Genomic DNA, 26,590 nt, shown 5'->3' with positions numbered 1-26,590 from the left:
AGGCGCAGCGAGGAGGAGACCATCACTCGATCACCTCCTCGAGCGGCAGCGCGCGCAGGTTGTAGGTATTGGCCATGGCCATGCCGTAGGCGCCGGCATCGGCGACCAGGATGGTGTCGCCTTCGGCGGTCGCCGCCGGCAACAGACGCGCGCGGCCGAGCACGTCGCTGCTTTCGCAGACCGGGCCGACCACGTCGAAGGTCGCGGTCTGCGCATCTTCGAAACGGCTGAGGTTGTGGATGCCGTGGTAGGCCTCGTACATGGCCGGACGCATCAGCGCGTTCATGCCGGCATCGCAGCCGATCCGCAGCACGCCGTCCTTCTCGATCACCTGGGTGACGCCGAGCAGCAGCACGCCGCATTCGGCGACCAGGTAACGGCCCGGCTCGATGATCAGGCCGTAACGCGGATAGGCGGCCTTGATCTCTTCCAGGCCGGCGCGCCATTGCGCCAGGTCGAACTGCGGCGCTTCCGGGGTGTAGGCGATCGGCAGGCCGCCGCCGATGTCGATGGTCTCGATCGTGCCGACGCTGTCGGCCAGGCCGGCGAGGCTGGCGTAGACGCCGCGCCAGTGCTGCGGGTCGTCGATGCCGCTGCCGAGGTGCGCATGCAGACCGCTGATGCGCACGCCGAGCTTGCGCGCTTCTTCGACGAAGGCATCGAAGCGCGACAGCGGCAGGCCGAACTTGGCGGCGACGCCGCCGGTGCGCACTTTCTCGTGATGGCCTTCGCCGTGGCCGAGGTCCAGGCGCAGCCACAGGGTGCGGCCGCGGAACACCTCGGGCCAGCGCTTCAACGCTTCGATGTTGTCGAGGGTGACGATGACCCCGCGCTGCAGCGCCGCTTCGTATTCGTGACGCGGGGCGAAGCTCGGAGTGAACAGCACGCGCTCGGGCGCCATGTGCGGCACCGCGGCGAACACGCGTTCGATCTCGGCCAGCGACACGCATTCCAGGCCGAAGCCTTCGCCGACGATGGTCTTGAGGATCGCCGGATGCGAGTTGGCCTTCATCGCATAGAAACAGCGGTCGACCGCTTCGGTGCCGATCAGCGAACGGGCGCGCTCGCGCACCGTCGCCAGGTCGTAAACGTAGCGCGGCGTGCCGGCCTCGGCCATGGCCAGCAGGCGCTCGCGCTTGCCTTGCCACCAGGCCGGCGCGCGCTGCGGCTTGCCGTGCGCAATCTCGCGCCAGCTCGGCCCGAACACGCTGTCGTCGCGCACCGGCATGGCGCCGCTGCGGATCAGTTCGTGATGCAGATGCGGCAGCAGACCGTCGGCATCGGCCTCGTCGATGACGAAGGTCAGGTTGAGGTCGTTCGACGACTGCGAGATCAAATGCACGCGTTCGCGCCCGAACGCCGCCCAGATGTCGGACAAACGATGCAGCAGCGAGCGCATGCCGCGCCCGACCAGGGTGATCGCCGCGCACGGCGCGATCACCTTGACCCGGCAGACCTCGGCCAGGTCGGCCGACAGCGCTTCCAGGACGTTGCTGTTGACCAGGTTCTCGCTCGGGTCGAGCGAGACGGTGACGTTGGTTTCCGACGAACCGATCAAGTCGATCGACAGGCCATGACGCTTGAAGCGCTCGAACACGTCGGCCAGGAAGCCGACCTGCTGCCACATGCCGATGCTTTCCATCGACACCAGCACGATGCCGTTACGGCGGCTGATCGCCTTGACCCCGGGCACGGTGACCGCGCTGGCGTCGATGCGCGTGCCCGGCAGGTCGAAACGCTCGGTGTCGAGGATCGCCATCGGCACGCCGGCGTCGCGGCACGGCGCGATCGAACGCGGGTGCAGCACCTTGGCGCCGGTGGTGGCGATTTCCTGCGCTTCGGCGTAGTCCAGGCGCGCGAGCAGACGCGCATCCGGCACTTCGCGCGGATTGGCGCTGAACATGCCCGGCACGTCGGTCCAGATCTCGACCCGCTGCGCTTTCAACAAGGCGCCGAAGTACGCCGCCGAAGTATCCGAGCCGCCGCGGCCGAGGATGGCGGTGCCGCCGTCGCCGTGACGGGCGATGAAGCCCTGGGTGATCAACATCGCGGTCGGCTGCGCGTCGAAGCGCTCGCGGAAACCGGTATCGCCCAGGTGGCGGCAATTCACCGACAGCCGTTGCGCCCAGTCGCTGGCGTTCGGCAGCGACACCGCATCGAGCCAGTCGCGCGCATCGCACCAGCCGAAGTCGTGGCCCTGCGAACGCAGATAAGCGTCGCCGATGGTCGAGGACAGCAACTCGCCCTGCCCCAACACCTCGGCCTGCCAATCCAGCGCCCGGCTCGCCGCGCGCGGATCGGTTTCCAATGCAATCAATTTCGCCAGGCGCTCGCCGAGCACCGCGTCGGGATCGAGGTCGAGCTCGCCGCAGAACGCGCGATGGCGCTCGACCAGGGTCGCGAACCGCGCGGCGAAGCCCTCGTCCTGGCCGGCCGGCGCGTAGGCGATCGCCTGCAATTCGTTGGTCACGCCCGACAGCGCCGAGACCACGACGAGGACGCGGCGGCCCTCTTCGCGCATACGTTTCGAGGCCAAGCGCCCGATCGTGTCCCAACGGTTGCGGCGGGATACCGAAGTACCACCGAACTTGAGCACTACCCAGCCTGTCGCTTGCGCCACCACGTATTCCTCGGTTGTCGTTCCATTGTCGTAAGGCCCGGCACATTGCCGGGGCAGCTAAACCCATCCGCAACCGACCTGTCCGGCCGGCGCGGGATTCCACACTTGCAGGCTCGTCGCGCCTAGAATCACGCGCTCGCCCGGGAGCCCGGGCACGAAGCGACGATTCTAGTCGAAACCTGCCGGCTCACGAGCGTGCTCCCGACGCCGCACTCCGGGCCCTGCCGCCCTCACCGCCTGTGTACCGCCACCTGCACGGACTCTTCGGAACCCCAACCGAAATGACGCAACGCCGCTATCTGCAACTGGACGTGTTCGCCGACCGGCCCGGCGCCGGCAATCCGCTGGCCGTGGTCCTCGACGCCGAGGGCCTGGACGACGCCGCCATGCAGGCCATCGCCCGCTGGACGCGCCTGCCCGAAACCACCTTCGTGTTCCCGCCGACCCAGCCCGGCGCCAGCTACCGCATCCGCATGTTCAGCCCGCGCCGCGAGGTGCCGTTCGCCGGCCACCCGAGCGTCGGCACCGCCTGCGTGGTGCTCGAGGCCGGCCTGGCCGAGCCGGTCGACGGCCATCTGGTCCAGGAAGGCGTGGTCGGCCTGTTGCCGCTGTCGGTCGACGGCGAAGGCGACGCCCGCACCATCGCCGTGCGCACGCCGCGCGCGCGGGTGCTGGAAACCGCTGCGGCCGGCGATCCGCGCCTGGCCGAGACCCTGCGCGAGCTGCCGCTCGGCGCGCTGCCGCCGGCCTTGGTGGACGGCGGCCGGCGCTGGTGGCTGGCCGAACTGCGCGACGAGAGCGCCCTGCGCGCGGCGACCCCGGACTGGGCCGCGATCGGCCGCCTGGCCGAAAGCACCGAAAGCATGGGCCTGTGCGCATTCGCGCGCGCCGACGCCGGCCGGGACTACGACCTGGTCGTGCGCGCCTTCGTCGGTGCGCCGGCGCAGTTCGAGGACGCCGCCTCGGGCGCGGCCAACGCCACCCTCGCCGCCTGGCTCAATCACAACGGCGCCCTGCCCGGCCGCGATGGCCGCTATACCGTCAGCCAGGGCCGCGAAGTCGGCTTCGATGCACGCCTGCAATTGCGTGTCGACGGCGACGGCGAAGTCTGGTCGGGCGGCCGGGTCAGCAATGTGGTGCGCGGCCAGATCGACTGGCGCTGAGCGCAGGCCATCAGTCCCGAGCCATCGCCGTTCGCGGCGGCCCGGCAACCACGCTCAAGCCGCGCCGGCGGCCTCGGCTTTTTCGCGGCGCGCCACCGCACGGCGGCCCAGCGCGACCGCGATGAAAGCCGGCAGGTACATCAGCAAGCCGTAGATCGCCGCCGGTACGGCGATCTGCGGCGATTGCAGCAGGGTCAGCGCGATCACGATCGCCAGGGTGCTGTTCTGCACGCCGACTTCCATGCCGACCGTGATCGCATCGCGCAGCGCCAGGCCGGTCAGCCGCGCCAACAGGAAACCGCCGCCGATCGCCGCCGAACACATCGCCAGCGCGGCCGGGCCGAGCTCCGGCAAGGTGCGCAGCAACAGTTCGCTCTGGGTCACGCTGATGGCGACGATCAATAGCAGCAACAACAGCAAGGCGAAGCGGCTGACCCAGGGTTCGACGCGCAGGGCGAAACCGCTCGCGTAGCGGCGCAAGGCCATGCCGAGCAGCACCGGCACCAACACCAAGGCCGCCAGGTGCATCACGGTCTGGCCGACCGGCAGGCGGATCTCGCGGGTCTCGCCGCCGAACCACTGCAGAGCCAGGTTCACCAACAGCGGCACGCTGAGGAAGGTCACCAGCGCGCTGATCACGGTCAGCGTGACCGCCAGCGCGACATTGCCGCGGGCCAGATAGGTCAACGCGTTGGAGCTGCTGCCGCTCGGGCAGGCGGCGACCAGCACGAAGCCGACCGCGAATTCGAGCGAATGCGGGAACAGCCAGGCGACGGCGAAGCCCAGCAGAGGCAGCAACAGATAATGGCCGACCAGGCCGACCGCGACCGGGCGCGGATTGCGACCGATGCGCTGGAAATCTTCGCCGCGCAGGGTCAGCCCGATGCCGCACATGATGATGGCGATCGCGATCGGCAGACCGATCTTGAGCAACACGCTGTCCTGCATGGCGATCTCCTTGAGTTTTCGCGCGCGTCTGTCGTTGCGGCCGTCGTCGATGCGGCATCGACCGACCGCGGCTCATCCGACGACGAGCGATGGCGGTTGCTGCCGACTTTCGCACATTCGATGCGCTGCGGTCGCGATACCGCGTCGCGAGTTCCGCCGCGGGCTTGCGGATCGCAGGCGTACGCAATCGGCGCCGCACAAACGAAAACGCCGGAACCTTTCGGTCCCGGCGTTCCAGTCGCGGTCGCGGCACACCGTTCCTTCCGCCGCGCCGATGCCGACTCAGTCGGGACGCACGTCCACGCGCACGCGGATGCGATCGCCGGGGTTGTGGTTGGTGCGGGTGCGATAGGTCTTGCCGGCGTATTCGTAGGTCACGTCGTAGGCACTGACCGAACGCTCGCCGCCCGAGTAGTAGTTGCCGCCGCCGGCCGGCACCGGGTCGCAGACCCGCACCGTGCCCGTGCGCGGCTCCTGGCTGCGCTTGCTTTGCTCGTAGATGCTGCGGCCGGCCATGCCGCCGACCATCGAACCCAGCGCCGAGGTCGCATAGCGCGCGCTGCCGCCGCCGACCTTGCTGCCGAGCACCGCGCCGACGATGCCGCCGACCACGGTCGCGGCGGTACGGCCGCCTTCGGTGCCGACCGCGCGGCGCTGGTTGCCGTACTGGTCGTAGTAACCATCGTCGCGACGCGGCTCGTACTCGTTGCCGTAATACGAATCGCCCTGGACGTAGGTCGGGCGCTCGTAGCAGCGCTGGCCCTGGTTGACCGGCTGCGAGCTGTAGTTGTCGAACACCGGATCGACGCGGATCACCCGCGCGTAGTCGACCTGGCTGCTGTTGTAGTCGCCGACCTGCTGCGATGAGCCATAGGCCGAGCCGTACGGCTGGCCATACGACTGGGCCGACGCGACGCCGGTGGTGGCGGCCAGACCCAGGCCCAGGGCGGTGACTAGCAAGCGGTTCATCATGAGCTCCAGGCGCCGACATGGCGCGGGATGGATCGTCGGGCCGCAGCGGTCAACCCGGGCTGAATGCAGCCGGGGGCGTGGCGGTACGGCCTGTGTCGTTTACCTCGCCGACAGCCAGTCGGCCGCCTGCGCGGCCAGCCGGGCGGCGTCGCGCCCCAGCAAAGGACCGACGTGGCTCGGCGACGGCCACGGTAACAAAGTCGCGCCGATCGCCGCTGCGAACTGCGCCGACAATTCCGGCGCGACGTCGTCGTCGCGCTGCGAGGCGATGCACAGCACCGGCACCTCGACCGCGGGCATCTCTACAGCAGGCATCTCTACAGCCGGCATCTCGACGGCTGGCGCTTCGACACCGGCATGCGCCTCGCGCAGCACCGCGCCGGACTCGTCGCGCCAGCGCCGGAACGCGTACAGCGCGGCGGCTTCGTCGGCATCGTCCATGGCGCGCCGGGTCGAGGCCAGCCGCGCATCGCGCCGCCAAGGCACCACCTCGGGCCAGTCGCGCGCCGGCAATCGCGCCGCCCACGGCGTCGGCGGCACGGGGTTGATCAGCACTACCGCGTCGGCCAAGTCCGCGCACAACCAGGCCAGCAGGCCGCCGAGGCTGGCGCCGATCACCGCGCGCGGCCGCGGCAAGGCCTCCAGTTCGGCACGGACCTGGCGCCGGTAGTGATCGAGCGTGGTCGCGGCCAGCCCCTCGAGCGCCGGCCGCAGATCCGGCGCCACCGTGCCCAGGCCGCGCGAGCGCAGCACGTCCTGCCACAGGTTCCACTCCCAGCCGCCGGCCCCGGCGCCATGGATCAGCAAGGCATGGCGGATACAGGCGCGCGGCGGCATGGGATCGGGCATCGGGTTCGGTCAAGACCGACTACCCCTCGCCCACGGCGTGGGAGAAGGGTCGGTGCAAAGACAGGTTACTGGCGGTCACGCCGAAGCGGCGCGACGCCGGACTCGGCGCCGCCGGGCAACGCAGGCCCAGCGCCGCTCCCGCTCGATGCGGGAACGGCCGCCCGGCTCAGGCCAGCCCGGCTCAGACCAACTTGGCTCGGACCAACTTGAATCAGACCAACTTGGCTTCCAGGCTCATCGGCACCGCGCTGAGGGCCTTCGACACCGGGCAATTGGCCTTGGCGTCCTCGGCGATCGCCTGGAACTTGGCGGCATCGATGCCGGGCACTTCGGCGGTGAGCTTGAGGCGGATCTGCGACAGGGTCGGCCCGCCTTCCATCGACAGGTCGACTTCGGCGCGGGTGTCGAGCTTGGCCGGCGGATGCCCGGCTTCGGTCAGCTTGGCCGACAGCGCCATGGTGAAGCAGCCGGCGTGGGCGGCGGCGATCAGCTCTTCGGGGTTGGTGCCTTTCTCGTCGCCGAAGCGGCTGTTGAAACCGTAGCGGGTGTCGGCGAGCAATCCGCTCTGCGGCGTGCTCAGGCGGCCCTGGCCGCTTTTCAGATCGCCTTCCCAGTGAGCGGTGGCGTGGCGCGAGATACCCATGGTGCGACTCCAGCGAGTAAGGGAGGCACAGCCTAACCGCGGCGATGTTAGTTCCGTATTGCGGCAGGCCACGAAAACGCAGGCGCTGCGGACTCCTTCCGCAGCGCAGCACGTGCAATCGCGACGCGGTGGGCGCTTCGCGGCCGTCGTCGGGCTTGACCCACCCTCGCGCCTGCGGGAGTCTGTGGTTCCGGCCCCCGCCGGCAGTAACCCGCCATGACCGCCCGCCGAGCGCCACGCTCGGGCGCGCAGCGCGGACAGCCATGACGGCCTTCCCACCCTAGCCTCAGGGAGAAGTCCGCTCATGTCCTACAGCACAGCATCCATTCGCAACGTGGCCTTGGCAGGCCACCCCGGCGCCGGCAAAACCACGCTCTTCGAAGCCCTGCTGCAGGCCGGCGGCGCAGTCCAGACGGCAGGCAGCATCGAACGCGGCACCACGGTTTCGGATTTCGACCCCATCGAGAAACAACGCGGCCACTCGCTCGACGCCGCCATCGCCAGCACCGATCACGCAGGCATCCACGTCAACCTGATCGACACCCCCGGCTATCCGGATTTCCGCGGCCCGACGCTGTCGGCGCTGGCCGCGGTCGAGACCGTCGTGGTGGTGGTCGATGCCGACAGCGGCGTCGAATACGGCACCCGTCGAATGATGGAGCACGCCAAGGCGCGCCGGCTCTGCCGCGTGCTGGTGGTCAACAAGATCGACCATGAGGGCGCCGACCCGGCCGGCGTGCTGGAAGCGATCCGAGAAAGCTTCGGCCCCGAATGCCTGCCGCTCAATCTGCCCGCCGAGGGCGGCAAGGCGGTCGTCGATTGTTTCGCCACACCCGGCAACGACGGCGGCGGCAGCGACCTCGGCGCGGTCGCCGACTGGCACCAGAAGATCATCGACCAGGTGGTCGAGGTCAACGAAACGGTGATGGAGCACTACCTCGACCTCGGCGAAGGCGGCCTGTCGGGCGACGAGTTGCACGACGCCTTCGAGCAATGCCTGCGCGAAGGCCATCTGGTGCCGGTGCTGTTCTGCTCGGCGCGCAGCGGCGTCGGCATCAAGGAACTGCTCGACGTCGCCGAACGCCTGTTCCCGCACCCTGGCGAAGCCAACCCGCCGCCGTTCGTCAAAGGCGTCGGCGAAGACGCCCAGCCCATCGTCGCCGCGCCCGATCCGGACGCGCACGTGATCGCCGACGTGTTCAAGATCGTCAACGACCCCTTCGTCGGCAAGCTCGGCGTGTTCCGCGTCTACCAGGGCACGGTGCGCAAGGACACCCAGTTGTTCGTCGACGACGGCAAGAAACCGTTCAAGGTCGGGCATTTGTTCAAGCTCAAGGGCAAGGAGCACGTCGAAGTCGACCAGGCGATCCCCGGCGACATCGCCGGCGTCGCCAAGGTCGACGACCTGCATTTCGATGCGGTCCTGCACGACAGCCACGACGAAGACCAGATCCACCTCGCGCCGCTGAATTTCCCGCGGCCGATGTTCGGCCTCGCGGTCGAAGCGGCGAGCAAGGGCCAGGAGCAGAAACTCGCCACCGCCCTGCACAAGCTGTCCGAGGAAGACCCCTGCTTCCAGGTCGAGCACGAGGCCGAGACCAACGAGACCGTGATCCGCGGCCTGTCCGACCTGCACCTGCGCATCAACATCGACCGGCTCAAGGACAAATACGGGGTCGAGGTGACGGCGCGGCCGCCGCGCATCGCCTATCGCGAAACCGTCAGCGGCAAGGCCGAGGGCCACCATCGCCACAAGAAACAGACCGGCGGCGCCGGCCAGTTCGGCGAGGTGTTCCTGCGCGTGGAGCCGCTGCCGCGCGGCGGCGGCTTCGAGTTCGTCGATGAGGTCAAGGGCGGCACCATCCCCGGCCAGTTCCTGCCGGCGGTCGAGAAAGGCGTGCGCCAGGTGTTGCACGACGGCGCGTTGGCCGGGTATCCGATCCAGGACGTGCGGGTGATCGTCTACGACGGCAAGTACCACACCGTCGACAGCAAGGAGGTGGCCTTCGTCGCCGCCGGCAAGAAAGCCTTTCTCGATGCGATCACCAAGGCCCGCCCGCAGGTGCTGGAACCGATCGTCGACCTGGAGGTCAACGCACCCGAGCAGCACATGGGCGACATCAGCGGCGGCCTGGCCAGCAAGCGCGCGCGCATCAACGGCACCGACAGCCTGCGCGGCGGCGAGATCGTCGTGCGCGCGCAGGTGCCCTTGTCGGAACTGGAAGGCTACGCCGCCGAGCTCAAGTCGGTGACCGCCGGACGCGGCCGCTACTCGCTCGACTTCAGCCACTACGAGCCGGTGCCCGGCAGCGTCCAGCAAAAACTCATGGAGGCCTACAAGCCCAAGCACGAAGAGGACTGAGCGGGGTCCGGGCTGCTAACGTTCGCGGTCTATCGTCCCGAACCGCGAACATGCCCAAACACCGCAGCGACCGCGAGCGTTCCGAGATCCTCAACCGCTACGCGCAACGGCTCGTCCATCGCGGCGGCGAGCGCGAGCTCCACTGGTACCGACGCGCGGCCCAGGCCGATCCGAGCTGGGCCGCACCGTGGTTCAACATCGGCCTGGCGCACAAGTACCGCGGCGAGTGGGCCGAATCCCTGCAGGCCAATCGCGCCGCGCTGGAACGCCAGGGCGACCATGCCGGCGCTTGCTGGAACCTGGGCATCGCCGCGACCGCCTTGAGCGATTGGAGCAGCACCCGCGAGGCCTGGCGCAAGTACGGCGTGGGCCTGCCCGAGGGCGAGGGCCCGATCGAAGCCGGACTGGGCGCGATGGTGCTGCGGGTGGATCTGGACGATAGCGGCGAGGCGGTCTGGGCCGAACGCATCGACCCGGCGCGCGCGCGCATCCTCAACGTGCCGCTGCCTGGCAGCGGCCATCGCTACGCCGACATCGTCCTGCACGACGGCGCCATGCAGGGCACGCGCAAGGTCGAAGGGCGCGAGTACCCGGTGTTCAACGCCCTTGGGCTGTGGCAGGCCTCGGCTTACGCCACCTACGAGGCGCTGATCGAAACCCCGGCGCCGGAAACCTTGGCGGCACTGGTCGAGCGGGTGCGCGAGGGCCAGGGCGAAAGCAAGGGCCAGGTCGAGGACTGGACCCACAGCGTGCGTTATCTGTGCAAGGCCTGTGCCGAGGGCGATCACGACCACGACGACAGCGCCGAGCCCATCCCGCACACCCACTTCCAGCTCGGCATCGCCGCGACCGACGAAGCCTGGCTGCGCGGCGTGCTCGACGACTGGCTGGGCGCGCATCCGCAGGCGCGCCTGCTCGAATTCGGCCGCGTCTTTCCCGCCGACGTCACGCCCTGAGGCCGGACAATCGCAGCGGGCGCAGTCCCGTCCGCCCCGCTGCGGCGGCGCTCACAAGCGCCGCGCCGCCTCGTTACCATCGGAATCAAGGAGCGCCACGATGCCCACGACCTCGCCATCCGATCGCCGCAGCACGCCGGGCCCTGCCGCGGCGCTGGCCTGCCTGCTCGTCGCCCTCGCCTTGCTGCCCGCGTTCGCCGCGGCCGCCGGGACCAAGGCATCGTCGCGCACGGCCCTGCAGAACCGCTGCGGCTGGTTCATCAACCCGACCCCGGCCAATGCCTGGCTCGACGATCGCGACGGCAGTTGGACGGTGGCGCTGCAAGGCGGCCACCAGGCCGACGGCGACTGGCCCGAGTTCGCCGACAAGGATTGGGTCGTCACCAACGGCAGCAGCTACGGCCATGGTTGCGCCTGCATGAAGGTCAAGGTGGACCGCAAGACCATGACGGTGCTGCGGATCGCCTCGGCGCAGAGCAAGCCGCTCGCGCAGTGCCGACGCGACCCGAAGCTCAAGGAACCCAAGGACTGAGCCGCGCTCCCCGCCCATGACCGCAGCCCCGACCACCCCCGCTCCGCCGTCGCTGGAAACCGATCCGGAGCTGACCAAGATCGTCTCCGATGCGTTGACGGTCGTCTCCAATCCCACCGACCTGCTCGCGACCTTGTTCGTGGTCGTGGGCAGCGTGCTCGCATCGGCGCTGATCGTCCGCCGGATCCGGCCGCGACTCAAGCATCGCTTCGCCTGGCTGACCCTGCTCGACTACCTCGCCACGCCGGTGCTGTCGCTGACCTTGCTGTCGTTGTTCGGCCTGTTCGGCGACCTGTTCGACAACCCGCTGATCGATCTCGGCGGCACCTTGATCGCGCTGCTGTGCCTCATCCGCCTGCTCGGCGCGATCGTCGAGCTGCTGTTCCGCCCGACCGCGACCCTGCGCTTCATGCTGCGCGTGGTTACGGTGCTGCTGTGGATCTACGTGGTGCTGCAGATCTTCGGCACGCGCAACCCGCTGATCGGCCAGTTCTTCTCGACGCAATGGAGCGTGCCGCCACATCCTCGACGGCCTCACCGCCGGCGTGGTGATCGTGATCGTCGCGCTGTGGGGCGACAAGGCCATCGGCAACCTGCTGCGGCGCAACCGCACCCTGCAGCCGAATTTCGTCCTTGCCCTGTCGCGCATCTTCAGCGTGCTGATGTGGATCGCCGCGCTGGCGCTGATCTTCTCGATCAGCGGCATCAACCTCACCGCCCTGGCCGCGTTCAGCGGCGCCCTCGGCATCGGCCTGGGGCTCGGCCTGCAACGGCTCGCGGCCAGTTACATCAGCGGCCTGATCGTGCTGTTCGAGCAGTCGGTGCGGGTGGGCGACAACATCGCCACCAACAACATCATCGGCCGCGTCACCCGCATGACCGTGCGCTACACCATGATCCGCACTCGCGACGGCGTCGAGGCGATCGTGCCCAACGACAGCCTGACCAGCAACGTGATCGTCAATCAGTCCTGGTCCGACCGCAATCTGCGCCTGGTCTGCGGCGTGCTGGTCAAGGGCGACACCGACACCCACGCCGCCCGCGCACTGTTCCTGGAAGCGATGAAGGCGCAGGACCGCGTCCTGCAGCAACCGCCGCCGCATATGTACGTCACCGGCGTCAACGACAAGGGCATCCAGCTTGACGGCCACTTCTGGATCAACGACCCCGAGAACGGCCAGCACAACGTCGCCTCCGACATCTACGACGCGGTGCTGCAGTCCTTCCGCAAGAACGGCATCGCGCTGGTGGCGCAGTAAGGCGGACGCAAGCCGGTCCGGCGACCGATCCGTTCGTCGCCGCTGCGCTTGGCCGACGCCCCGGCAGGAGTAGGATGCGGGCATGAACGACGGCTCCCACCCGCGCTTCTTCTGGCAGTTCCCGATGCGGCCGATCCGCGAGAAGGGATTGGCCGAGGCCCTGCCCGACGACGGCCACCTGCGCATCCTGTTCCTGTGGGGCAAGGACTGCCCGAACTGCGATATCGCCAAGGGCCAGATCCTGCTCACGCCTGAGCGCTTCGTCTGGCCCGATGTCGAATGGATGCACGACAACGTCTACGAAGACCCGAGCATGGGCACCCATTTCGGCCTGCACGGCATTCCGGCGTTCTTCGTGTTCCGAGGCGCCAAGAAGCTCGGCCGGATCAGCCAATGGCCCGGCACCGACGCCTTCGTCGCCGCGATCGAGAAACTGCGCGGCGAAACGTAACTGCTGGTCGATCCAAAAGACGTGCTTCGTTGAACATTAGCCCCACTCGATCGCGCCGCCCGCGACAGGCGCAACGGTATCGCGCTGGGCGACTGAAATCTGCAAACATTGGCACCGGCCGACCCACGGCCGGCCACCATGCAGCTGCGGTGCTGGCACCTTATGGAATGAATCAATCAGGAGCATCAAATGAGAAAGATCAGCATGGCCCTTCTAGGCCTGATCACGGCCATCGCATCGCATACGGCCGTCGCTGACGAAATCCAAAGCGGCAGCTTCGTATTCATGTCGGACGAAAGCTGCCGCCCGGTGGTTACAGCCAGTTGTTATCTGACCAACGAGTTGGAAGCCAAGAGGACCATCAACGCACTCGCCGACCGCGGAGTGACCCGTTTTCTGTTGCCGCCGACCGAAAGCGTGGCCGAACTGGACCTGATCGCCAAAGTCATCAAGGACCGTGGTTTGAGCTTCTACACCTACGAAGGCTGGCAATGGTGGGATTCCAACCCCGGCAACGGCGGTTACCGCACCTGCGAGGCCTATACCGCCGGAAGGATCGCTCCGCTGGTGGCATTCAAAGCGAAGTATGGCGATGCCTTCGCCGGCCTGCAGTTCCGCGACGAACCCCCGATTCCCGACTTGGGCCGGATCAAGGAGCTCGCACAATGCGTGCGCGCCAATCCGGTGTTGGCGCAAATGAAGGTCTTCATCAACCTGATCCCGATTTATGGCAACGACGCATCCTTCGCTGGCACGGGTCATGGCGATGCCATGACACCGGACCAATACGGCGTGGACTGTGCTGCCGGGCAGATCACCGACCGCACCAAGGTCAATGCGATGGTGTCGCGTTATTCGGCTTACGTGAACGATATCGCCGACAACGTCGACCCGGACTATCTGACCTTCAATTTGTATCCCTTCAACGAGTATCTGAACGCCTGCCCCGCGGCACGCGACTTGGTGTTGTCGGAGAACATGGCAATCATCTCCCACGCCGCACGCCTGCGCGGCCAGGTTCCGGTGGCGTACTCGCAAAACTACATGGCTAAGTCGCCGGCAGGGCCGACCCAGCCGCTGCACGCCAACTTCAATCAGCTGCGCTGGTTGGCGAGCTGGTTTTATGTGTTCGGTGGACGGGGTACCGCGAATTTCGTCAGCCACGATTTCGACAACAACATCGGCCTGCTCAACCGCAACAACGTTCCCAACCAGTTGGCGGCCGAGCAATCGGACCTGAATTCGTTCGCGCGACTGGCCCAACAACAGCTCGGCCAACATACCTATCAGGGCTTCGTTTCGCAGTTTTTGGGCGTGAATAATGGGCCCATGATCGGCGGCGTCTCCAACGACGATGTTCTGGTCGGCCAATACGGAACCAACGCAGCGAATGAGGCGATGCTGTTCGTGGCCAAACACAATCCATATGCGAACGCCAGTTCGATGATTACGCTGAGTAAGTGGTGGGTGAAGGTCGATCGCTACGACTTCAACAGCGGCCAATGGATTACCGTCGGCACCAACACCCATCAGGTGAATGTCGCTCTGACCGACTTCCCCGGCAGTTTGTATAGATTGAGCATGTAAGTCTGTCGATCTACCCTCGCAAACGGTCTTGCTGCGACCGAACAGGTCGCCGCAAGACTTTCGAGAGCGGGCAGCTCCTGACGAGACTTGGCGGATTGCGCCTGCCGGCGCAGACTTCATGCAACCATCCATCTCGGCCTACCCGCCATGTTCGACTTCGCCACGCTCGCCGCCTACCTCGCCGCCGCTGCGGTGCTGGTCCTGATTCCCGGACCGGGCACGGCCTGGATCATCGCCCAGAGCGCCGCCGGCGGAACCTCGCGCGGCGTGCAGGCGGCGTTCGGGCTCGAAACCGCCACCCTGATCCATGCGCTCGCCGCCGGCCTCGGCCTGTCGGCGTTGCTCGCGACCTCGGCGCTGGCCTTCGAGGCGATCAAATATGCCGGCGCCGCCTATCTGATCTGGCTCGGCATCAAGGCCTGGCGCAGCCCCTCGCCTGCGCCGGCCGCGACCGAGGACGCGCCGCAGGCAGCAGCAAGCTCGGCGCGCCACGTCTATCTGCGCTCGGTGATGACCGGCGTGCTCAATCCGAAGGTCGCGCTGTTTTTCCTCGCCTTCCTGCCGCAATTCGTCCACCCCGAGCGCGGCATGGTCTGGCTGCAGTTCCTGGTGCTCGGCGCCTTGCTGTCGCTGATCGGCCTGTCGCACAGCGTGTTGCTGAGCGTCGCCTTCGGCCATTTCGGCCGCCGCATCGGCCGGCGCTTCTCCGGCGGCGGGCGCTGGAAAGAACGCCTGACCGGCAGCGTATTCATCGCCCTGGGCCTGCGCCTGGCGGTGCAGCAGCGCAGCTGAGGCGCAGCGCCCGCACGCCCGGGCGTTTCGGCGAGGACCCAACCGCGGATGTACGGCGCCGCCGGCGCAGGCCGCGCTTCGTCTTGAAGCGGCGGTCCCGCGCCCACAGGTCGGAGATTCACGACCTCGATTGCAGGAGCGCCGCGCATGAAGACACAGGGTTTTCTCGACCAATTGCTGAAGACCGCACAAAGCAGCCTCGGCGGGGCCGGCGGACTCGAAGGCCTGCTCGGCGGCGGCAAACCGCCGGTGCCCTATCAGGACAAGCACGCACGAGACAAGCAAACGGAAGAGAAACGCGGCCTGCTCAACGCCGACTTCGGCAAGGGCGCGCTCGCCGGCGGCGCACTCGGCCTGCTGCTCGGCCACCGCAAGCTGCGCAAGAGCGCGGGCAAGATCGCGTTGTACGGCGGCGTCGCCGCGGTCGGCGTGCTGGCCTACAAGGCCTATGGCGAATACAAGCGGCAGCAGGATGCCGGCGCCGTGGAGCCGCAGACCGTCGACCGCCTGCCGCCGCCGCAGGCCGAGCAACACAGCCAGGCCATCCTGCAGGCGCTGGTCGCCGCATCCAAGGCCGACGGCCATATCGATGCGCGCGAACGCGAGGCCATCGAAGGCGAATTCACCCGCATCGACGGCGACCCGGAACTGCGCCGCTGGCTGCACGACGAACTGGAAAAACCGCTGGACCCGGCCGAAGTGGCGCGTGCCGCGACCACCCCGGAGATCGCCGCGGAGATGTACCTGGCCAGCCTGCTCGCCGCCGATGAACAGAGCTATATGGAACGCGCCTATCTCGACGAACTGGCGCGCCAGCTCAAGATCGACGACGCGCTCAAGAGCCGGCTCGAACAGCAGTTGCGCGACGCACAAACCTAAGCACCCAAGCGCTCCCGGCCGCCGCCCGGAGCGGAACTCGGTCACAAGCGGACGCGGCGACGACGCGTCCGCACCGCCGGCGCTGCCGCCGGTCGGCGCGGCGCCCTCATCGCCGATGGCAACCGTTAGGATCGCTGCGCCGCCCTACTGCGCGGCGCTTCCCTATCGACCGGACCGTCGCCGATGCGTTTGCTGATTCCCGCCTTGTTAGCGCTGACCTTCGTCGGCTGCTCCTGCCAACGCCAGGCCGAGACCGATGCGCCCGTTGCCGATGCGGCGACGGCGCCGGTCGCCGACGATGCCGCCGCGCGCGCCCGCGCCGATGCCGCCAAACGCGCCGACGCACTGAGCCAGCAGCGCCTGGATGCAATGAACGAAGCGGTCAACAAGCTGCATCTGTACCTGCAGCAACTCAGCAGCGGCAAACGCGAAGCGGCCGACAAGCATTGGGCCTATCAACGCATGCCGCGCGGCAACGAAGAAGCCGACCTGCGTTCGATCAAGCAATTCACCTCGATGCGGATCGAGAACGACACGCCGAAACCACTCGACCAGGAAGCGGTACCGGAATCGCTGGAGATCCCGGTCGAACTGCGGGTCGACGTCGCCGACGGCGAGTCGCGGCGCTACACCGGCTGGTATCGCATGCGGCGCAGCCCGGTCGACCGCAGCTGGGAACTGACCGCCACGTCGCTGTCGGTGAAGCTGCAGTAAGCCGCGCGCGCCACGCTGGCGCACTCAACGCCCACCCCGGTCAGCGCGCGTCCAGCGAGCTGAGCCTGCGCTGTGCCCGACTTCCGGCATCTCGCCGCAATCGAGGAGGGGCTTATACACTGGGCCATCGACGCGCCCTCGAACGAGCGGCGCGCGGTCTATGCCTCTACGGACCCCGTCATGCGCCCGAATCGTTTCCTCGCCGTCCCGGCCCTCGCACTCGCGATGTCCGCCCTGCTCGCCGCCTGCGACGGCAAGGACCGCCCCGCGGACGGCACCGCCGCCGGCGCCGATCCCCAGGCGCTGCCGGCGCCTGCCGGCGCAGGCGCGGCCGGCGTCACCGGCATGCCCTCGGCGCCCGGGCCCGGCCAGGTCGGCGCGCCGGTCGAAGGCAGCACGGCCGGCCCCTTGTTCGACGAGAACGGCGATCCGATTCCCGGCAGCGACGCCGGCACGCCCGCGGCCGGCATCGACGGCACTTTGCCGCCGCCCGAGTCCGGCACCGAGACCGACACCCCGCCGCTCGCCGCCGAACCCACCCCGGAAGACGCCGTCGCCGTCGTGCGCGATTACTACGCCGCGATCAATGGCGGCAATTTCGCCCGCGCTCACGCACTGTGGTCGGACGGCGGCAACGCCAGCGGACAGAACGCCCAGCAGTTCGCCAACGGTTTCGCCGAGACCACCGGCGTGTCGGTGGAAGTGCTGGCACCGGGCCGGGTCGATGCCGGCGCCGGCCAGCGCTATGTCGAAGTGCCGATCGCGATCACCGCCACTCAACGCGACGGCAGCCAGCGCAAATACGTGGGCGCCTACACCCTGCGCCGCAGCGTCGTCGACGGCGCCAGCGACGAACAACGCGCATGGCGGATCGGCAGCGCCGACATCCGCGAGGTCAGGCAATGAACCCGCGCGCGGTGGCGAGCCGGACCTTCGTCGCGATCGCCACCGTCGCCTTGCTCGGCGCTTGCGAACGCACGCCGCCCGCGCCTGCCGCCGAGCCGGTCGCGCAGGTGTCGCGGCCGGCAGCAACGCCACAAACGAACACGCCCGCGACCGAAAAAGGCCAGGACACAGCGCCGCCGGCCAAGCTCGACCACGTCCTGCCCGGCGCCCTCGCCCCCGACACCGGGCCGGCCCAGTTGCGCGCCTTGTTCGGCGCGGACCAGGTGGAGATCTCCGATCATCTGCCGGGCGCGGAAGGCGAGGAGTTCCGCGGGGTGATCCTCTACCCCAAGAGTTCGGCGCTGCGCGCCTATCTGTATTTCCAGGACTCGCAACAACTGCGCGGCCTGTCCAACGTGGTGGTGCGCGAGCCCGACTCGCGTTGGCGCCTCGACAACGGCGTGCGCATGGGCATGCGCTTGGCCGAGCTGGTCCGCCTCAACGGCAAGCCGATCCGGTTCAGCGGCCTGGACTGGGACTACGGCGGCGCGATTACCGACTGGAACGGCGGCCGTCTCGCCGCCAAGGACGGCGGCCCGGTGATCCGGCATGCGCGTCTGGACCGCAATGCGCAAGCGTCCACCGCGGAGGATGCCTACCCCTCCGGCGACAACGAATTCTCCAGCGACGACAAACGCTATCCGCAACAGGGCGAACTGCTGTCGGTCGGCGAACTGCGGGTGTCGTTCCCGGGCGAGGACGATCTTTGAATCGCGCTTCGCAGTGCGGCAAGAACACCGGCGTCCCGCGCATCGTCCTCGACAGCAACGTCTGCCTGGACATGTTCGCCTTCAAGGACCCGCTGACTGCCTCATTGCTCGCGGCGTTGCGCACGGGCCGCATCGAGGCCGTCACCGATACGGCCTGCCGCGAAGAATGGCAGCGCGTGCTGACCTATCCCAAGCTCGCCCTCGACGACAGTGCACGCGCCGATTGCCTGCGCGACTACGACGAGTTGCTGCGTCTGCACCGACACGACGGCGTTCCGGCGCGCTCCCTGCCCCGCTGCGCCGATCCCGACGACCAGAAGTTCCTCGAACTCGCCCTGGCCGCCGACGCGCGCTGGCTGCTCAGCCGCGATCACGCCCTGCTGGTGCTCGGCCGCCGCACCGCGCGCGACGGCCTGTTCGAAGTGTTGACGCCGCGCGCCTGGGCCGCGCTGCAGACCCTGCGCGAGACCGCGCCCGGGGCCTGAACGGCGCTGCGGATCGTGCGCGGAGGCCGTGCGATACTCGGCCCATGCAAGGCGTCCCTGCCCAGTTCGTCCACGCCCACGATGCCGCCGAATTCCGGCAGCCTTCGCATCGCGCCGGCGTCGAGCTGTACCGCGCGCACATCGTCCGCCACGCCTTCGAGCCGCACACCCACGAGGCCTTCGGTCTGGGCGCGATCGAATCGGGCGTCGAACGTTTCCGTTATCGCGGCAGCGACCACCTCGCCCCGCCGGATTCGTTGGTGCTGATGAATCCCGACGTGCTGCACACCGGCCGCGCCGAGACCGAAGGCGGCTGGCGTTATCGCATGGTCTATGTCGACCCCGACGTGGTCGAAGACATCACCGGCGAGGCCGGCTGGTGGTTCGAGGACGCCGTGCGCCACGACCCCGAACGCGCCCGCCGCATCACCGCGCGCCTGGATGCCTTGTGGAACGCACGCGAGCCGCTTGCGTTCGACAGCCAGTTGTACGCCCTGCTGATGGAGTTCCGCGATCACGCCCGCATGCCGCGGCATCTGCGCGAAGAAGCGGCTTCGCGCTTCGGCCCGGTCGTCGAGTACCTGCGCGCGCATCTGGCCGAACGCGTCACCCTGGAAGAACTGGCCGCGGTCGCCGGCCTCAGCCCCTTCCACTTCCTGCGCCGTTTTCGCGCCCAGTACCACGTCACCCCGCAGCAGATGCTGATGGCGCTGCGCCTGTACGAGGCCAAGCGCCTGCTCGCCGACGGCGCTGCGCTCGCAAGCATCGCCGCCGACACCGGGTTGACCGATCAGGCCCATCTGACCCGGGCGTTCTCGCGCCGCTACGGCATCACCCCGGCGCGTTACCAGAAACAAGTCCGCCGCTGAGCGCAGCCGCGCCGAAAGCAATCTGATACAAGACCGCGCCGCCGGGTTCGCCCAAGCTGATCGCATGTGGCTAGGAACCCTCTATGCGCTCGCGGCCGGCCTGATCTGGGGCCTGGTCTTCGTCGGCCCACTATTGCTGCCGGAATACCCGGCGGCGCTGCAGTCGGTCGGGCGCTACCTCGCCTTCGGCCTGATCGCCTTGCCGCTCGCCTGGCTCGACCGCGCCGCCTTGCGCCAGCTGACCCGCGCCGACTGGATCGAAGCGCTGAAGCTGTCGGCGATCGGCAACCTGCTCTATTACCTGTTCCTCGCCAGCGCCATCCAGCGCGCCGGCGGCCCCTTGCCGACCATGATCATCGGCACCTTGCCGGTGGTGATCGCGGTCTGCGCGAACCTGCGCAACGCCCGCCGCGACGGGCGCCTGCCCTGGCTGCGCCTGCTGCCTTCACTGGCGCTGATCGCGGCCGGCATCGCCTGCGTCAACCAAGTCGAACTGCAGGCCTTGCGCGCGGATGCCGACGCCGACGTGCGCCGCTACGCCATCGGCGCCGTGCTCGCCATCGGCGCGGTCGCGTGCTGGACCTGGTACCCGCTGCGCAATGCCGACTGGCTGCGCGACCACCCCGGCCGCAGCCCGCGCACCTGGGCGACCGCGCAAGGCTTGGCGGTCCTGCCGCTGGCCTTGCTCGGCTACATAGCGCTGTGGACCTTCATGAGCGCGACCGGCCACGATTTCCCCATGCCATTCGGCCCGCGCCCGGGCTTCTTCATCGGCCTGATGGTGGCGATCGGCCTGTTCGCCTCCTGGGTCGGCACCCTGTGCTGGAACGAAGCCAGCCAGCGTCTGCCGACCGCCCTGGCCGGCCAGTTGATCGTATTCGAGACAATCGCCGCCCTGAGTTACGCCTTCATCCTGCGCGGCCGGATGCCGGAACCCTTGACCTTGATCGGCATCGCCTTGCTGATCGCGGGGGTGATCTGGGCATTGCGGGTGAAGCCGGTGCCTTTGGCGAATGCGGAGAGTTGTTCGGCGCATTGAGGGAAATGGTCCCGGCGCATCTGCCGTTGCCGTTGCCGTTGCCGTTGCCGTTGCCGTTGCCGAGATTTTGATCTGCTTTGCTGCTTTGCCGGTCAGGTGGAGACCCGGAGGGCGCCGCACAGGACGTGCGGCGTTTTCCGATAAGACAGGGACGTCTTATCGGAAAATCCCGGCGCGGGCATCGCACTCGTGGCCTGTGCCCTTGCAAGGAGAGCCCTTTTCTTTGGTTACATTTCTTTTGGGCTTAGCAAAAGAAAGTAACCCGACCGCGTAGCGGACGGAAGCTCTGCTCTTTCTTGAAGGGTTGTGCCGGAGGCCGGCAGAGCGTGGTCGCAACTTACGTCGCTCCTACAGGGGTACTTCGCACTTGCCTGTGGCTTTAATGGAAGCAAGACCAAACGATAAAAGCTTCCGCCACTAAAGCGGCGGGTAACTTTCTTTTGTCTAAAGCAACAAAAGAAAGTAACCAAAGAAAAATGCTTTTGCTTTGAATCACAGGCCCGCACGAGCGATGCTTCCGCAGGGATTTTTCATACGGGACATCCCTGTCCCGATGAAAAACGGCGCGCATCCTTGCGCGCCGCCCTCCGGGTCTTCTGTTGCCTTCGCTAGTGCAAAGCGACGCACAGCAACGGCAAAAGCCACAGCAAAGGCAGGGGCAACAACGGCAACACGGCTACCTATCGTTCGCCCCCGTAACCGACGTCGGCCATCGAACCGACGCGGTCGCGGCTCGCACTGCTCCTACCCTCAAACCAAGAGCACCCCACTGCGGCGTTATGCCGCATCCACCCCGACAACCGCCTGACTACGCTTGCCGGCTCCCACCCCGGACCCCGCCATGCGCGCCGTCACATTTCGCCCCTCCCTGCTCGCGCTGGCCACGATTCTCACCTTCGCTCTCCACTCGCATCGCGCATACGCACAGTCGACGGAAACACCTGCCATCGGAGGTTCGGCCTCGGCCGATCATCGGTCGTCGGCCAAGACCCTCGACTCGGTGCGGGTGTTCGGCCTGAGGGGGCAGCCGCTTGCCGTCGACGACATCGAGCGGGCGCGCGAGCGTCTCGACGAGCGCGCCGGTGCGACCGGGCTGGTCGACGGCGAGTCTTATCGCGGCGGCCGTGTCAGCACCCTGACCGATGCGCTGGGTTACGCCGCCGGTGTGTTCGTGCAACCGCGTTTCGGCGCCGAAGAAGCGCGGTTGTCGATCCGCGGCTCGGGCCTGCAACGCACCTTCCACGGCCGCGGTTTGGAGCTGTTGCAGGACGGCAGCCCGCTCAACCTCGCCGATGGCGGTTTCGACTTCCAGGCGGTCGAGCCCTTGTCGTCGCACTATATCGAGGTCTATCGCGGCGCCAATGCACTCGAGTTCGGTGCCGCCACGCTCGGCGGCGCGATCAACTTCGTTTCGCCGACTGGGTACGACGCCGCCCCCATCAGCCTGCGCGTCGAAGCCGGCGACTTCGGCTATCGTCGCGGCCAGGTCGCACTCGCCGGTGTGTCCGGCCGTGGCGACGGCTATCTGAGCCTGAGCGGTCTGCGTCAGGACGGCTTCCGCGATCATGCCGAGCAGGAAAACTATCGCGTGTTCGGCAACGCCGGTTTCCGCTTCAGCGACACCCTCGACGGCCGCGTTTACCTCACCCACGTCGACACGCGCTCGGCCTTGCCGGGCAATCTGAGCCTGGCCGAATCGCGACGCGACCCCACCCTCGCCGCGCCGGGCAATCTCGCCTTGAACCAGCGCCGCGATTACCGCCTCGACCGCATCGCCGCCAAACTCGCCTGGGCCGCGTCCGACACCGGCACGCTGACGCTTTCGCTCTACTACGCCGACAAATCGCTCGACCACCCGATCTTCCAGGTGCTGCGCCAGGAAAGCCGCGACACCGGTATCGACCTACGTTGGCGCGGCGAGTCGCAATGGTTCGGCCGCCGCAACGTGCTGATCGCCGGCGCCGCCTTCGCCCAAGGCGACATCGAGGACGATCGTTTCCTCAACATCGCCGGCCAGGCCGGCGCGCGCAGCAATCGCTTCGGTCAGCGCGCGCGCAACGGCAAGCTCTATGCCGAGAACCAGACTTGGCTCGCGCCGAGCTGGGTGCTGGCCGTCGGCGCTCAGGCGCTGCGTTCGCAGCGCCGCTCGCAGGACCGTTTCATCACCGGCGGCCGCGACGAGAGTTTCTCCCGCGACTATTCCGGTATCAGCCCCAAGCTCGGCCTGCGCTATCTGCTCGATGCGCATGCCCAGCTTTACGCCAACATAAGCCGCAGCCTGGAGCCGCCGAGTTTCGGCGAGCTCAGCGGCGGCCCTGGGGTGACCCAGGTCGACCGCCAACGCGCGACCGGCGGCGAAATCGGCCTGCGCCTGGATCGCGACAGGCTGTCGCTCGATGTCGCCTTGTACCGCGCCCGCATCGACGGCGAGCTGCTCTCGCTCAGCGACGGCAGCGGCAATCCGCTCGGCACCGTCAACGCCGACCGCACCATTCACCAGGGCATCGAACTCGGACTGGGTTGGCACCCGGCCGAGCACTGGACCTTGTCGGCGAACTATCTCTACAACGACTTCCGCTTCGACCGAGACCGTATCTACGGCGATAACCACCTCGCCGGGATACCTCCGCAGCAGCTGCGCGCCGAACTGCGCTGGTCGCCGGGCGAGTACTTCTATCTCGCCCCGAACCTCGAGTGGACGCCGCAGGGCTACTACATCGACCACGCCAACAGCTTCAAGGCGCCGGGCTACTCCATCGCCGGGCTGCGCATCGGCGGCAAGTTCACCAAGGACTGGTCGTGGTTCGCCGACGCCCGCAACCTCGGCGACCGCAAATGGATCGCCAGCAGCAACGTGATCGCCGATGCGCGCGGCCAGGACGGCCGCAACTTCCTGCCCGGCGACGGCCGCTCGGTCTACCTGGGCCTGGAATGGCGATCGAACTAGCGCAACGAATCTGCTGGCATTACCTTGTCGCGAACGAACCACGCGCGACCAGGATCATGCTGGCGCGGCCAGCAGACAACGAGCGCCATGGAACAGAAGATCCCCTACCGCAATCTCTCCCCACACGGTTGGTGGATCGCGACCTAAGTCGAGCGGGCCGCATGGGACCATGACCCCTCTCCGGCCGGGAACACGCGTTGCCTGGCTTGGGAAAACACTGTCCTGATCCAGGCGCCCGATCGCGAAATGGCCTACGACAAAGCAGTCGCCCTGGGGCGCGCCGGTTGTACCGAGTTCAGCGACCCCGACACCGGACAGACCGGGCGCTGGGTATTCGAGGGACTCCTCAGCCTCCTGCCCGTATACGAACAACTAGGCGATGGCGCCGAGCTTCTTTGGGTCGAGCACCGCAATAGAACGGTCGCCAAGGTGCGCTCATGGATCAAACAGAAACATGAGCTAGAAGCCTTCGACGACCGTCCCTCGGACAAAGACGAACGACCTGCTTAATCAGATCTCGAACCGATACGACAGCTTGACCAGCAACTGCTCGCTGTCGCGCAAGTCGAAGGCATCGCGGAATTCGCGGCCGACGCCGCGGTCCATGCGCCCTTCCTCGAACATCTCGCCGCCGCGCACGTAGGCGATGTAGAGATAGGACAGCGGCGCCAGTTCGTAGCGGTAACGGATCTGGAAGCCCAGGTTGCGCACGCGGAAATCCGGGATCGCTTCGTCGACCGCGAGCGCGCGGCCGCCGGCATCGACGCGATAGGCCTGCTTCAGGCGTGCATCCAAGCCGATGGTTTCCAGGCGCACGCGCAGTTCCTGCTTGTCGTCGATGAACCACTGCAGGCCCGCGTCCAGCACCAGGGTATCGGCACGGAACGCGCCGAGGCGGTTGCCGCCGCGCCACAACAGCCAGTCGGGCGCGTGGCTGTACTCGATGCCGGCGAACAGGATCAGGCGGTCGTTGAACTGATAGTTCGGCTCCAAGTACAGGCTGGTTTCGCCCTCGTCGATGCCGCCCAGGCCGTCGGCGCTGTAGCCGGCCTCGATGGCCAGCGACCATGGGCTGTCGCCCTGCCGCGGCATCAGGCGCTCGTAGTTGACGAACAAACGCGACGGCACCCGCAACACACCATTGCCGCGGGTGATCAGGTCGTCGTGGCCGGCCGTCCACAGCGCGACCTCGGCGAACTCGTTGCCGCCATTTCGCAGCTCGCCGCGCCGGGTGATCGCGAACGCGTCGGCGATGTGCACGCCGTCGTCGCTGTAGCGGCGCGAAGCGGCGTAGTGCCAGTCGTGCGATGCATAGGACGAATCGGCCGGCAGGTCGGTAACGCGGCGGCCCAGGTCGTAACGCAGGTAGTTGAAGTTGTTGCGTTCCAGATAGCCGAAGTCGTTGAGCTGCAGATCCTTGCCCAAATGCAGGCCGTACAGCTGTTGGCGCCAGCCGCCGCCCATGTCGTAATCGACCCGGATCTGGCCACCGCTGTCGCGCAGGGCACGACCGCCTTGCTCGACGTCGGAAGCCACCAGCGTGCCGCGGATCGCCCACTGCGGGTTCGGCGTCCAGCGCTGGTCGAACTCGTAAACGTCGGCCTGGCGGTCCAGGAACGGGCGGTCCACGCGCGTGATCATCGCGCCGAGACCGACTGCGGCGAAGTCGCGGGTCGCGCGCACGGCGTAGAAGTCGCGGCCGACCTCGTCGCCTTCGTTGGCCGCGAACAGGCCGTAATTGAAACCGCCGGCGCTGCCGTTGAGCTTGAGCGCGGCGGTGACGTCGCCCGAGCCGAGGCCGTCATCGGTCTTGCCGCCGACGCGGCGGGTGTAGATCAAACGGCTGTTGCTGTTGTAGGAACCGAAGGGCAACTCGAAGAAACCCTGGTTCTCGGTGAAGAACGGGCGTTTGTCGCTGAAGAAGGATTCGGTGGCGCTGAAGTTGACGGTCAGCTCGTCGCTCTCGACCTGGCCGAAGTCGGGGTTGATCGTCGCGCTGAGCTGGAACTTGCCGCTGGGCTTCCAGAACAGGTCGGCGCCGGCGTCGAAGTCGCTGTCGTGGCCGACCGCGTCGCCCACCCCGACCACGTACGGTGTGATCGCCAGCAGCGACTGGCTGTAGGCCGGCACTTCGATGCGGTTGAACGCGGACAGGAAGCGCGCTTCGGTGTAGTGCACCGCCGGCCACGAGGTGCGCTCTCCGGTCGAGGCGATCACCCGGTCGAGTTCGATGCCGAGCGTGCGGGTGTCGCCAGCGACATCGCGCATCGGCGCGATATGCCAGGGGATCAGCATCTCCGCCGACCAGCCGCCCTCGTCTTCGGCGGTGGCGTGGCGCCAGTCGCCGTCCCAGTCGTCGTTGAACTGGTTTTCGCTGGTGATGGTGGTGTCGACGATGCTGTTGGCCAGGGTCACGGTGAAGTTGTAGCCGGCACGGCCGTCGCCGTCGAAGTCCACGTAGAGGTTGACCCGGTCGACGGTGGCGTTGCCGTCGCGCTGGGTGTGCTGGCGCAGGCGCGGCACGCCGGCCGGCTGGTGATTGCGAAAGGCCACGGCGAGCCCGTCCGGGGTCGCCAGCAGCCAGGCCTCGGTCGGCTGCGAGGCGGCCGCGCGCGACAGCGGCTGGGTCAGGCGGAAGTCGTCGATGCGCTGGGCGCCGCGCCATTCCTCCGGGTCGATACGGCCGTCGATCTCCAACCCGTAGGCGCAGGGAGAGGCGATCGCGGCCGAGGCCGCGAGCAGGGAGGTGAACAGATTCGTGCGCATACAGCAGCCCCGGTGATGCGGATTGACCGCATCGCGAGCGCCTGCCCCGGCCCTCGTCGATGACGGATCGCGGCGAACGGCGTCGCGATGCCGCGCAGACTA

Annotated in this window: 24 protein-coding genes; 17 read left to right on the top strand and 7 right to left on the bottom strand. The window is 67.7% G+C overall.

What is annotated here, in order from left to right; translation table 11 throughout:
- Window positions 1-22 precede the first annotated feature (22 nt).
- The gene (locus ACKN61_RS07450) at window positions 23-2,620 is read right to left on the bottom strand and encodes a bifunctional aspartate kinase/diaminopimelate decarboxylase (protein WP_408952946.1); all 2,598 of its coding nucleotides are present in this window, start codon (window positions 2,618-2,620) and stop codon (window positions 23-25) included.
- Window positions 2,621-2,901: 281 nt separating this feature from the next.
- Between ACKN61_RS07450 and ACKN61_RS07445 the strand changes: the two genes are divergently transcribed.
- Window positions 2,902-3,783, top strand: a complete 882-nt coding sequence (locus ACKN61_RS07445; RefSeq protein ID WP_031373286.1) for a PhzF family phenazine biosynthesis protein — start codon at window positions 2,902-2,904, stop codon at window positions 3,781-3,783.
- A 54-nt stretch (window positions 3,784-3,837) separates the two neighbouring features.
- Here the strand turns inward: ACKN61_RS07445 and ACKN61_RS07440 are convergent, their stop codons facing one another.
- The 4 genes from ACKN61_RS07440 to ACKN61_RS07425 form a co-directional block, all read right to left on the bottom strand.
- Window positions 3,838-4,731, bottom strand: a complete 894-nt coding sequence (locus ACKN61_RS07440) for a bile acid:sodium symporter family protein (protein ID WP_223619940.1) — start codon at window positions 4,729-4,731, stop codon at window positions 3,838-3,840.
- Between the two features lie 282 nt (window positions 4,732-5,013).
- Entirely contained in the window at window positions 5,014-5,700 is a 687-nt protein-coding gene (locus ACKN61_RS07435) for a glycine zipper 2TM domain-containing protein (protein ID WP_408952945.1), read from the bottom strand.
- Between the two features lie 102 nt (window positions 5,701-5,802).
- On the bottom strand, window positions 5,803-6,552 hold the full coding sequence (locus ACKN61_RS07430; protein WP_408952944.1) for an alpha/beta fold hydrolase: 750 nt from the start codon (window positions 6,550-6,552) through the stop codon (window positions 5,803-5,805).
- 211 nt (window positions 6,553-6,763) lie between these two features.
- On the bottom strand, window positions 6,764-7,195 hold the full coding sequence (locus ACKN61_RS07425; RefSeq protein ID WP_057917301.1) for an OsmC family protein: 432 nt from the start codon (window positions 7,193-7,195) through the stop codon (window positions 6,764-6,766).
- A 304-nt stretch (window positions 7,196-7,499) separates the two neighbouring features.
- Here ACKN61_RS07425 and fusA point away from each other — a divergent pair, with 304 nt between their 5' ends.
- The 3 genes from fusA to ACKN61_RS07410 all read left to right on the top strand — a co-directional run bounded on the left by fusA (window position 7,500) and on the right by ACKN61_RS07410 (window position 11,045).
- On the top strand, window positions 7,500-9,557 hold the full coding sequence (gene fusA, locus ACKN61_RS07420) for an elongation factor G (RefSeq protein ID WP_408952943.1): 2,058 nt from the start codon (window positions 7,500-7,502) through the stop codon (window positions 9,555-9,557).
- A gap of 50 nt (window positions 9,558-9,607) precedes the next feature.
- Window positions 9,608-10,513 carry a hypothetical protein gene (locus tag ACKN61_RS07415; protein ID WP_408952942.1) on the top strand — a complete coding sequence of 302 codons (906 nt, stop codon included), beginning with the start codon at window positions 9,608-9,610 and terminating at the stop codon, window positions 10,511-10,513.
- Window positions 10,514-10,613: 100 nt separating this feature from the next.
- Window positions 10,614-11,045 (top strand): DUF4087 domain-containing protein, encoded by a 432-nt coding sequence (locus ACKN61_RS07410; protein ID WP_408952941.1) that lies wholly within the window; start codon window positions 10,614-10,616, stop codon window positions 11,043-11,045.
- Here ACKN61_RS07410 and ACKN61_RS07405 read toward each other — a convergent pair.
- Window positions 11,026-11,631: a hypothetical protein gene (locus ACKN61_RS07405; protein ID WP_408952940.1), complete on the bottom strand. Its 606-nt coding sequence runs from the start codon at window positions 11,629-11,631 to the stop codon at window positions 11,026-11,028. The two genes, ACKN61_RS07410 and ACKN61_RS07405, sit on opposite strands and share 20 nt — an antisense overlap.
- Here ACKN61_RS07405 and ACKN61_RS07400 point away from each other — a divergent pair.
- From ACKN61_RS07400 to ACKN61_RS07340, 13 genes are all read left to right on the top strand, one after another.
- The gene (locus ACKN61_RS07400; protein ID WP_408952939.1) at window positions 11,600-12,304 is read left to right on the top strand and encodes a mechanosensitive ion channel family protein; all 705 of its coding nucleotides are present in this window, start codon (window positions 11,600-11,602) and stop codon (window positions 12,302-12,304) included. The two genes, ACKN61_RS07405 and ACKN61_RS07400, sit on opposite strands and share 32 nt — an antisense overlap.
- An 82-nt stretch (window positions 12,305-12,386) precedes the next feature.
- Window positions 12,387-12,755, top strand: coding sequence for a hypothetical protein (locus tag ACKN61_RS07395; protein WP_408952938.1), 369 nt, complete (start codon window positions 12,387-12,389; stop codon window positions 12,753-12,755).
- Between the two features lie 189 nt (window positions 12,756-12,944).
- On the top strand, window positions 12,945-14,342 hold the full coding sequence (locus ACKN61_RS07390; RefSeq protein WP_408952937.1) for a hypothetical protein: 1,398 nt from the start codon (window positions 12,945-12,947) through the stop codon (window positions 14,340-14,342).
- Window positions 14,343-14,489: 147 nt separating this feature from the next.
- Entirely contained in the window at window positions 14,490-15,134 is a 645-nt protein-coding gene (locus ACKN61_RS07385) for a LysE family translocator (RefSeq protein WP_408952936.1), read from the top strand.
- Between the two features lie 147 nt (window positions 15,135-15,281).
- Complete coding sequence (locus tag ACKN61_RS07380) at window positions 15,282-16,013, top strand: tellurite resistance TerB family protein (protein ID WP_408952935.1); 732 nt, start codon at window positions 15,282-15,284, stop codon at window positions 16,011-16,013.
- A 183-nt stretch (window positions 16,014-16,196) separates the two neighbouring features.
- Window positions 16,197-16,727, top strand: a complete 531-nt coding sequence (locus ACKN61_RS07375; protein WP_408952934.1) for a hypothetical protein — start codon at window positions 16,197-16,199, stop codon at window positions 16,725-16,727.
- A 180-nt stretch (window positions 16,728-16,907) separates the two neighbouring features.
- Window positions 16,908-17,633: a hypothetical protein gene (locus ACKN61_RS07370; RefSeq protein ID WP_408952933.1), complete on the top strand. Its 726-nt coding sequence runs from the start codon at window positions 16,908-16,910 to the stop codon at window positions 17,631-17,633.
- A complete protein-coding gene (locus ACKN61_RS07365) occupies window positions 17,630-18,382 on the top strand; it encodes a hypothetical protein (RefSeq protein WP_408952932.1) in 753 nt (250 codons plus the stop codon). Before ACKN61_RS07370 ends, ACKN61_RS07365 begins: the two co-directional genes overlap by 4 nt.
- Entirely contained in the window at window positions 18,379-18,867 is a 489-nt protein-coding gene (locus tag ACKN61_RS07360) for a putative toxin-antitoxin system toxin component, PIN family (protein WP_408952930.1), read from the top strand. Before ACKN61_RS07365 ends, ACKN61_RS07360 begins: the two co-directional genes overlap by 4 nt.
- 44 nt (window positions 18,868-18,911) lie before the next feature.
- Window positions 18,912-19,736: an AraC family ligand binding domain-containing protein gene (locus ACKN61_RS07355; RefSeq protein WP_408952929.1), complete on the top strand. Its 825-nt coding sequence runs from the start codon at window positions 18,912-18,914 to the stop codon at window positions 19,734-19,736.
- A gap of 64 nt (window positions 19,737-19,800) precedes the next feature.
- Window positions 19,801-20,775, top strand: a complete 975-nt coding sequence (locus tag ACKN61_RS07350) for a DMT family transporter (protein ID WP_408952928.1) — start codon at window positions 19,801-19,803, stop codon at window positions 20,773-20,775.
- 841 nt (window positions 20,776-21,616) lie between these two features.
- Window positions 21,617-23,722: a TonB-dependent receptor family protein gene (locus ACKN61_RS07345; protein WP_408952927.1), complete on the top strand. Its 2,106-nt coding sequence runs from the start codon at window positions 21,617-21,619 to the stop codon at window positions 23,720-23,722.
- Window positions 23,723-23,968: 246 nt separating this feature from the next.
- Window positions 23,969-24,232, top strand: coding sequence for a hypothetical protein (locus ACKN61_RS07340; protein ID WP_408952926.1), 264 nt, complete (start codon window positions 23,969-23,971; stop codon window positions 24,230-24,232).
- Here the strand turns inward: ACKN61_RS07340 and ACKN61_RS07335 are convergent, their stop codons facing one another.
- Window positions 24,233-26,488, bottom strand: coding sequence for a DUF5916 domain-containing protein (locus ACKN61_RS07335; RefSeq protein WP_408952925.1), 2,256 nt, complete (start codon window positions 26,486-26,488; stop codon window positions 24,233-24,235).
- Between the last annotated feature and the right edge of the window lie 102 nt (window positions 26,489-26,590).

Origin of the sequence: Lysobacter sp. Hz25, assembly GCF_046097045.1 — a bacterium.
Classification (GTDB): Bacteria; Pseudomonadota; Gammaproteobacteria; order Xanthomonadales; family Xanthomonadaceae; genus Lysobacter; species Lysobacter antibioticus_B.
This window is presented reverse-complemented; position numbering and strand designations above follow the sequence as displayed.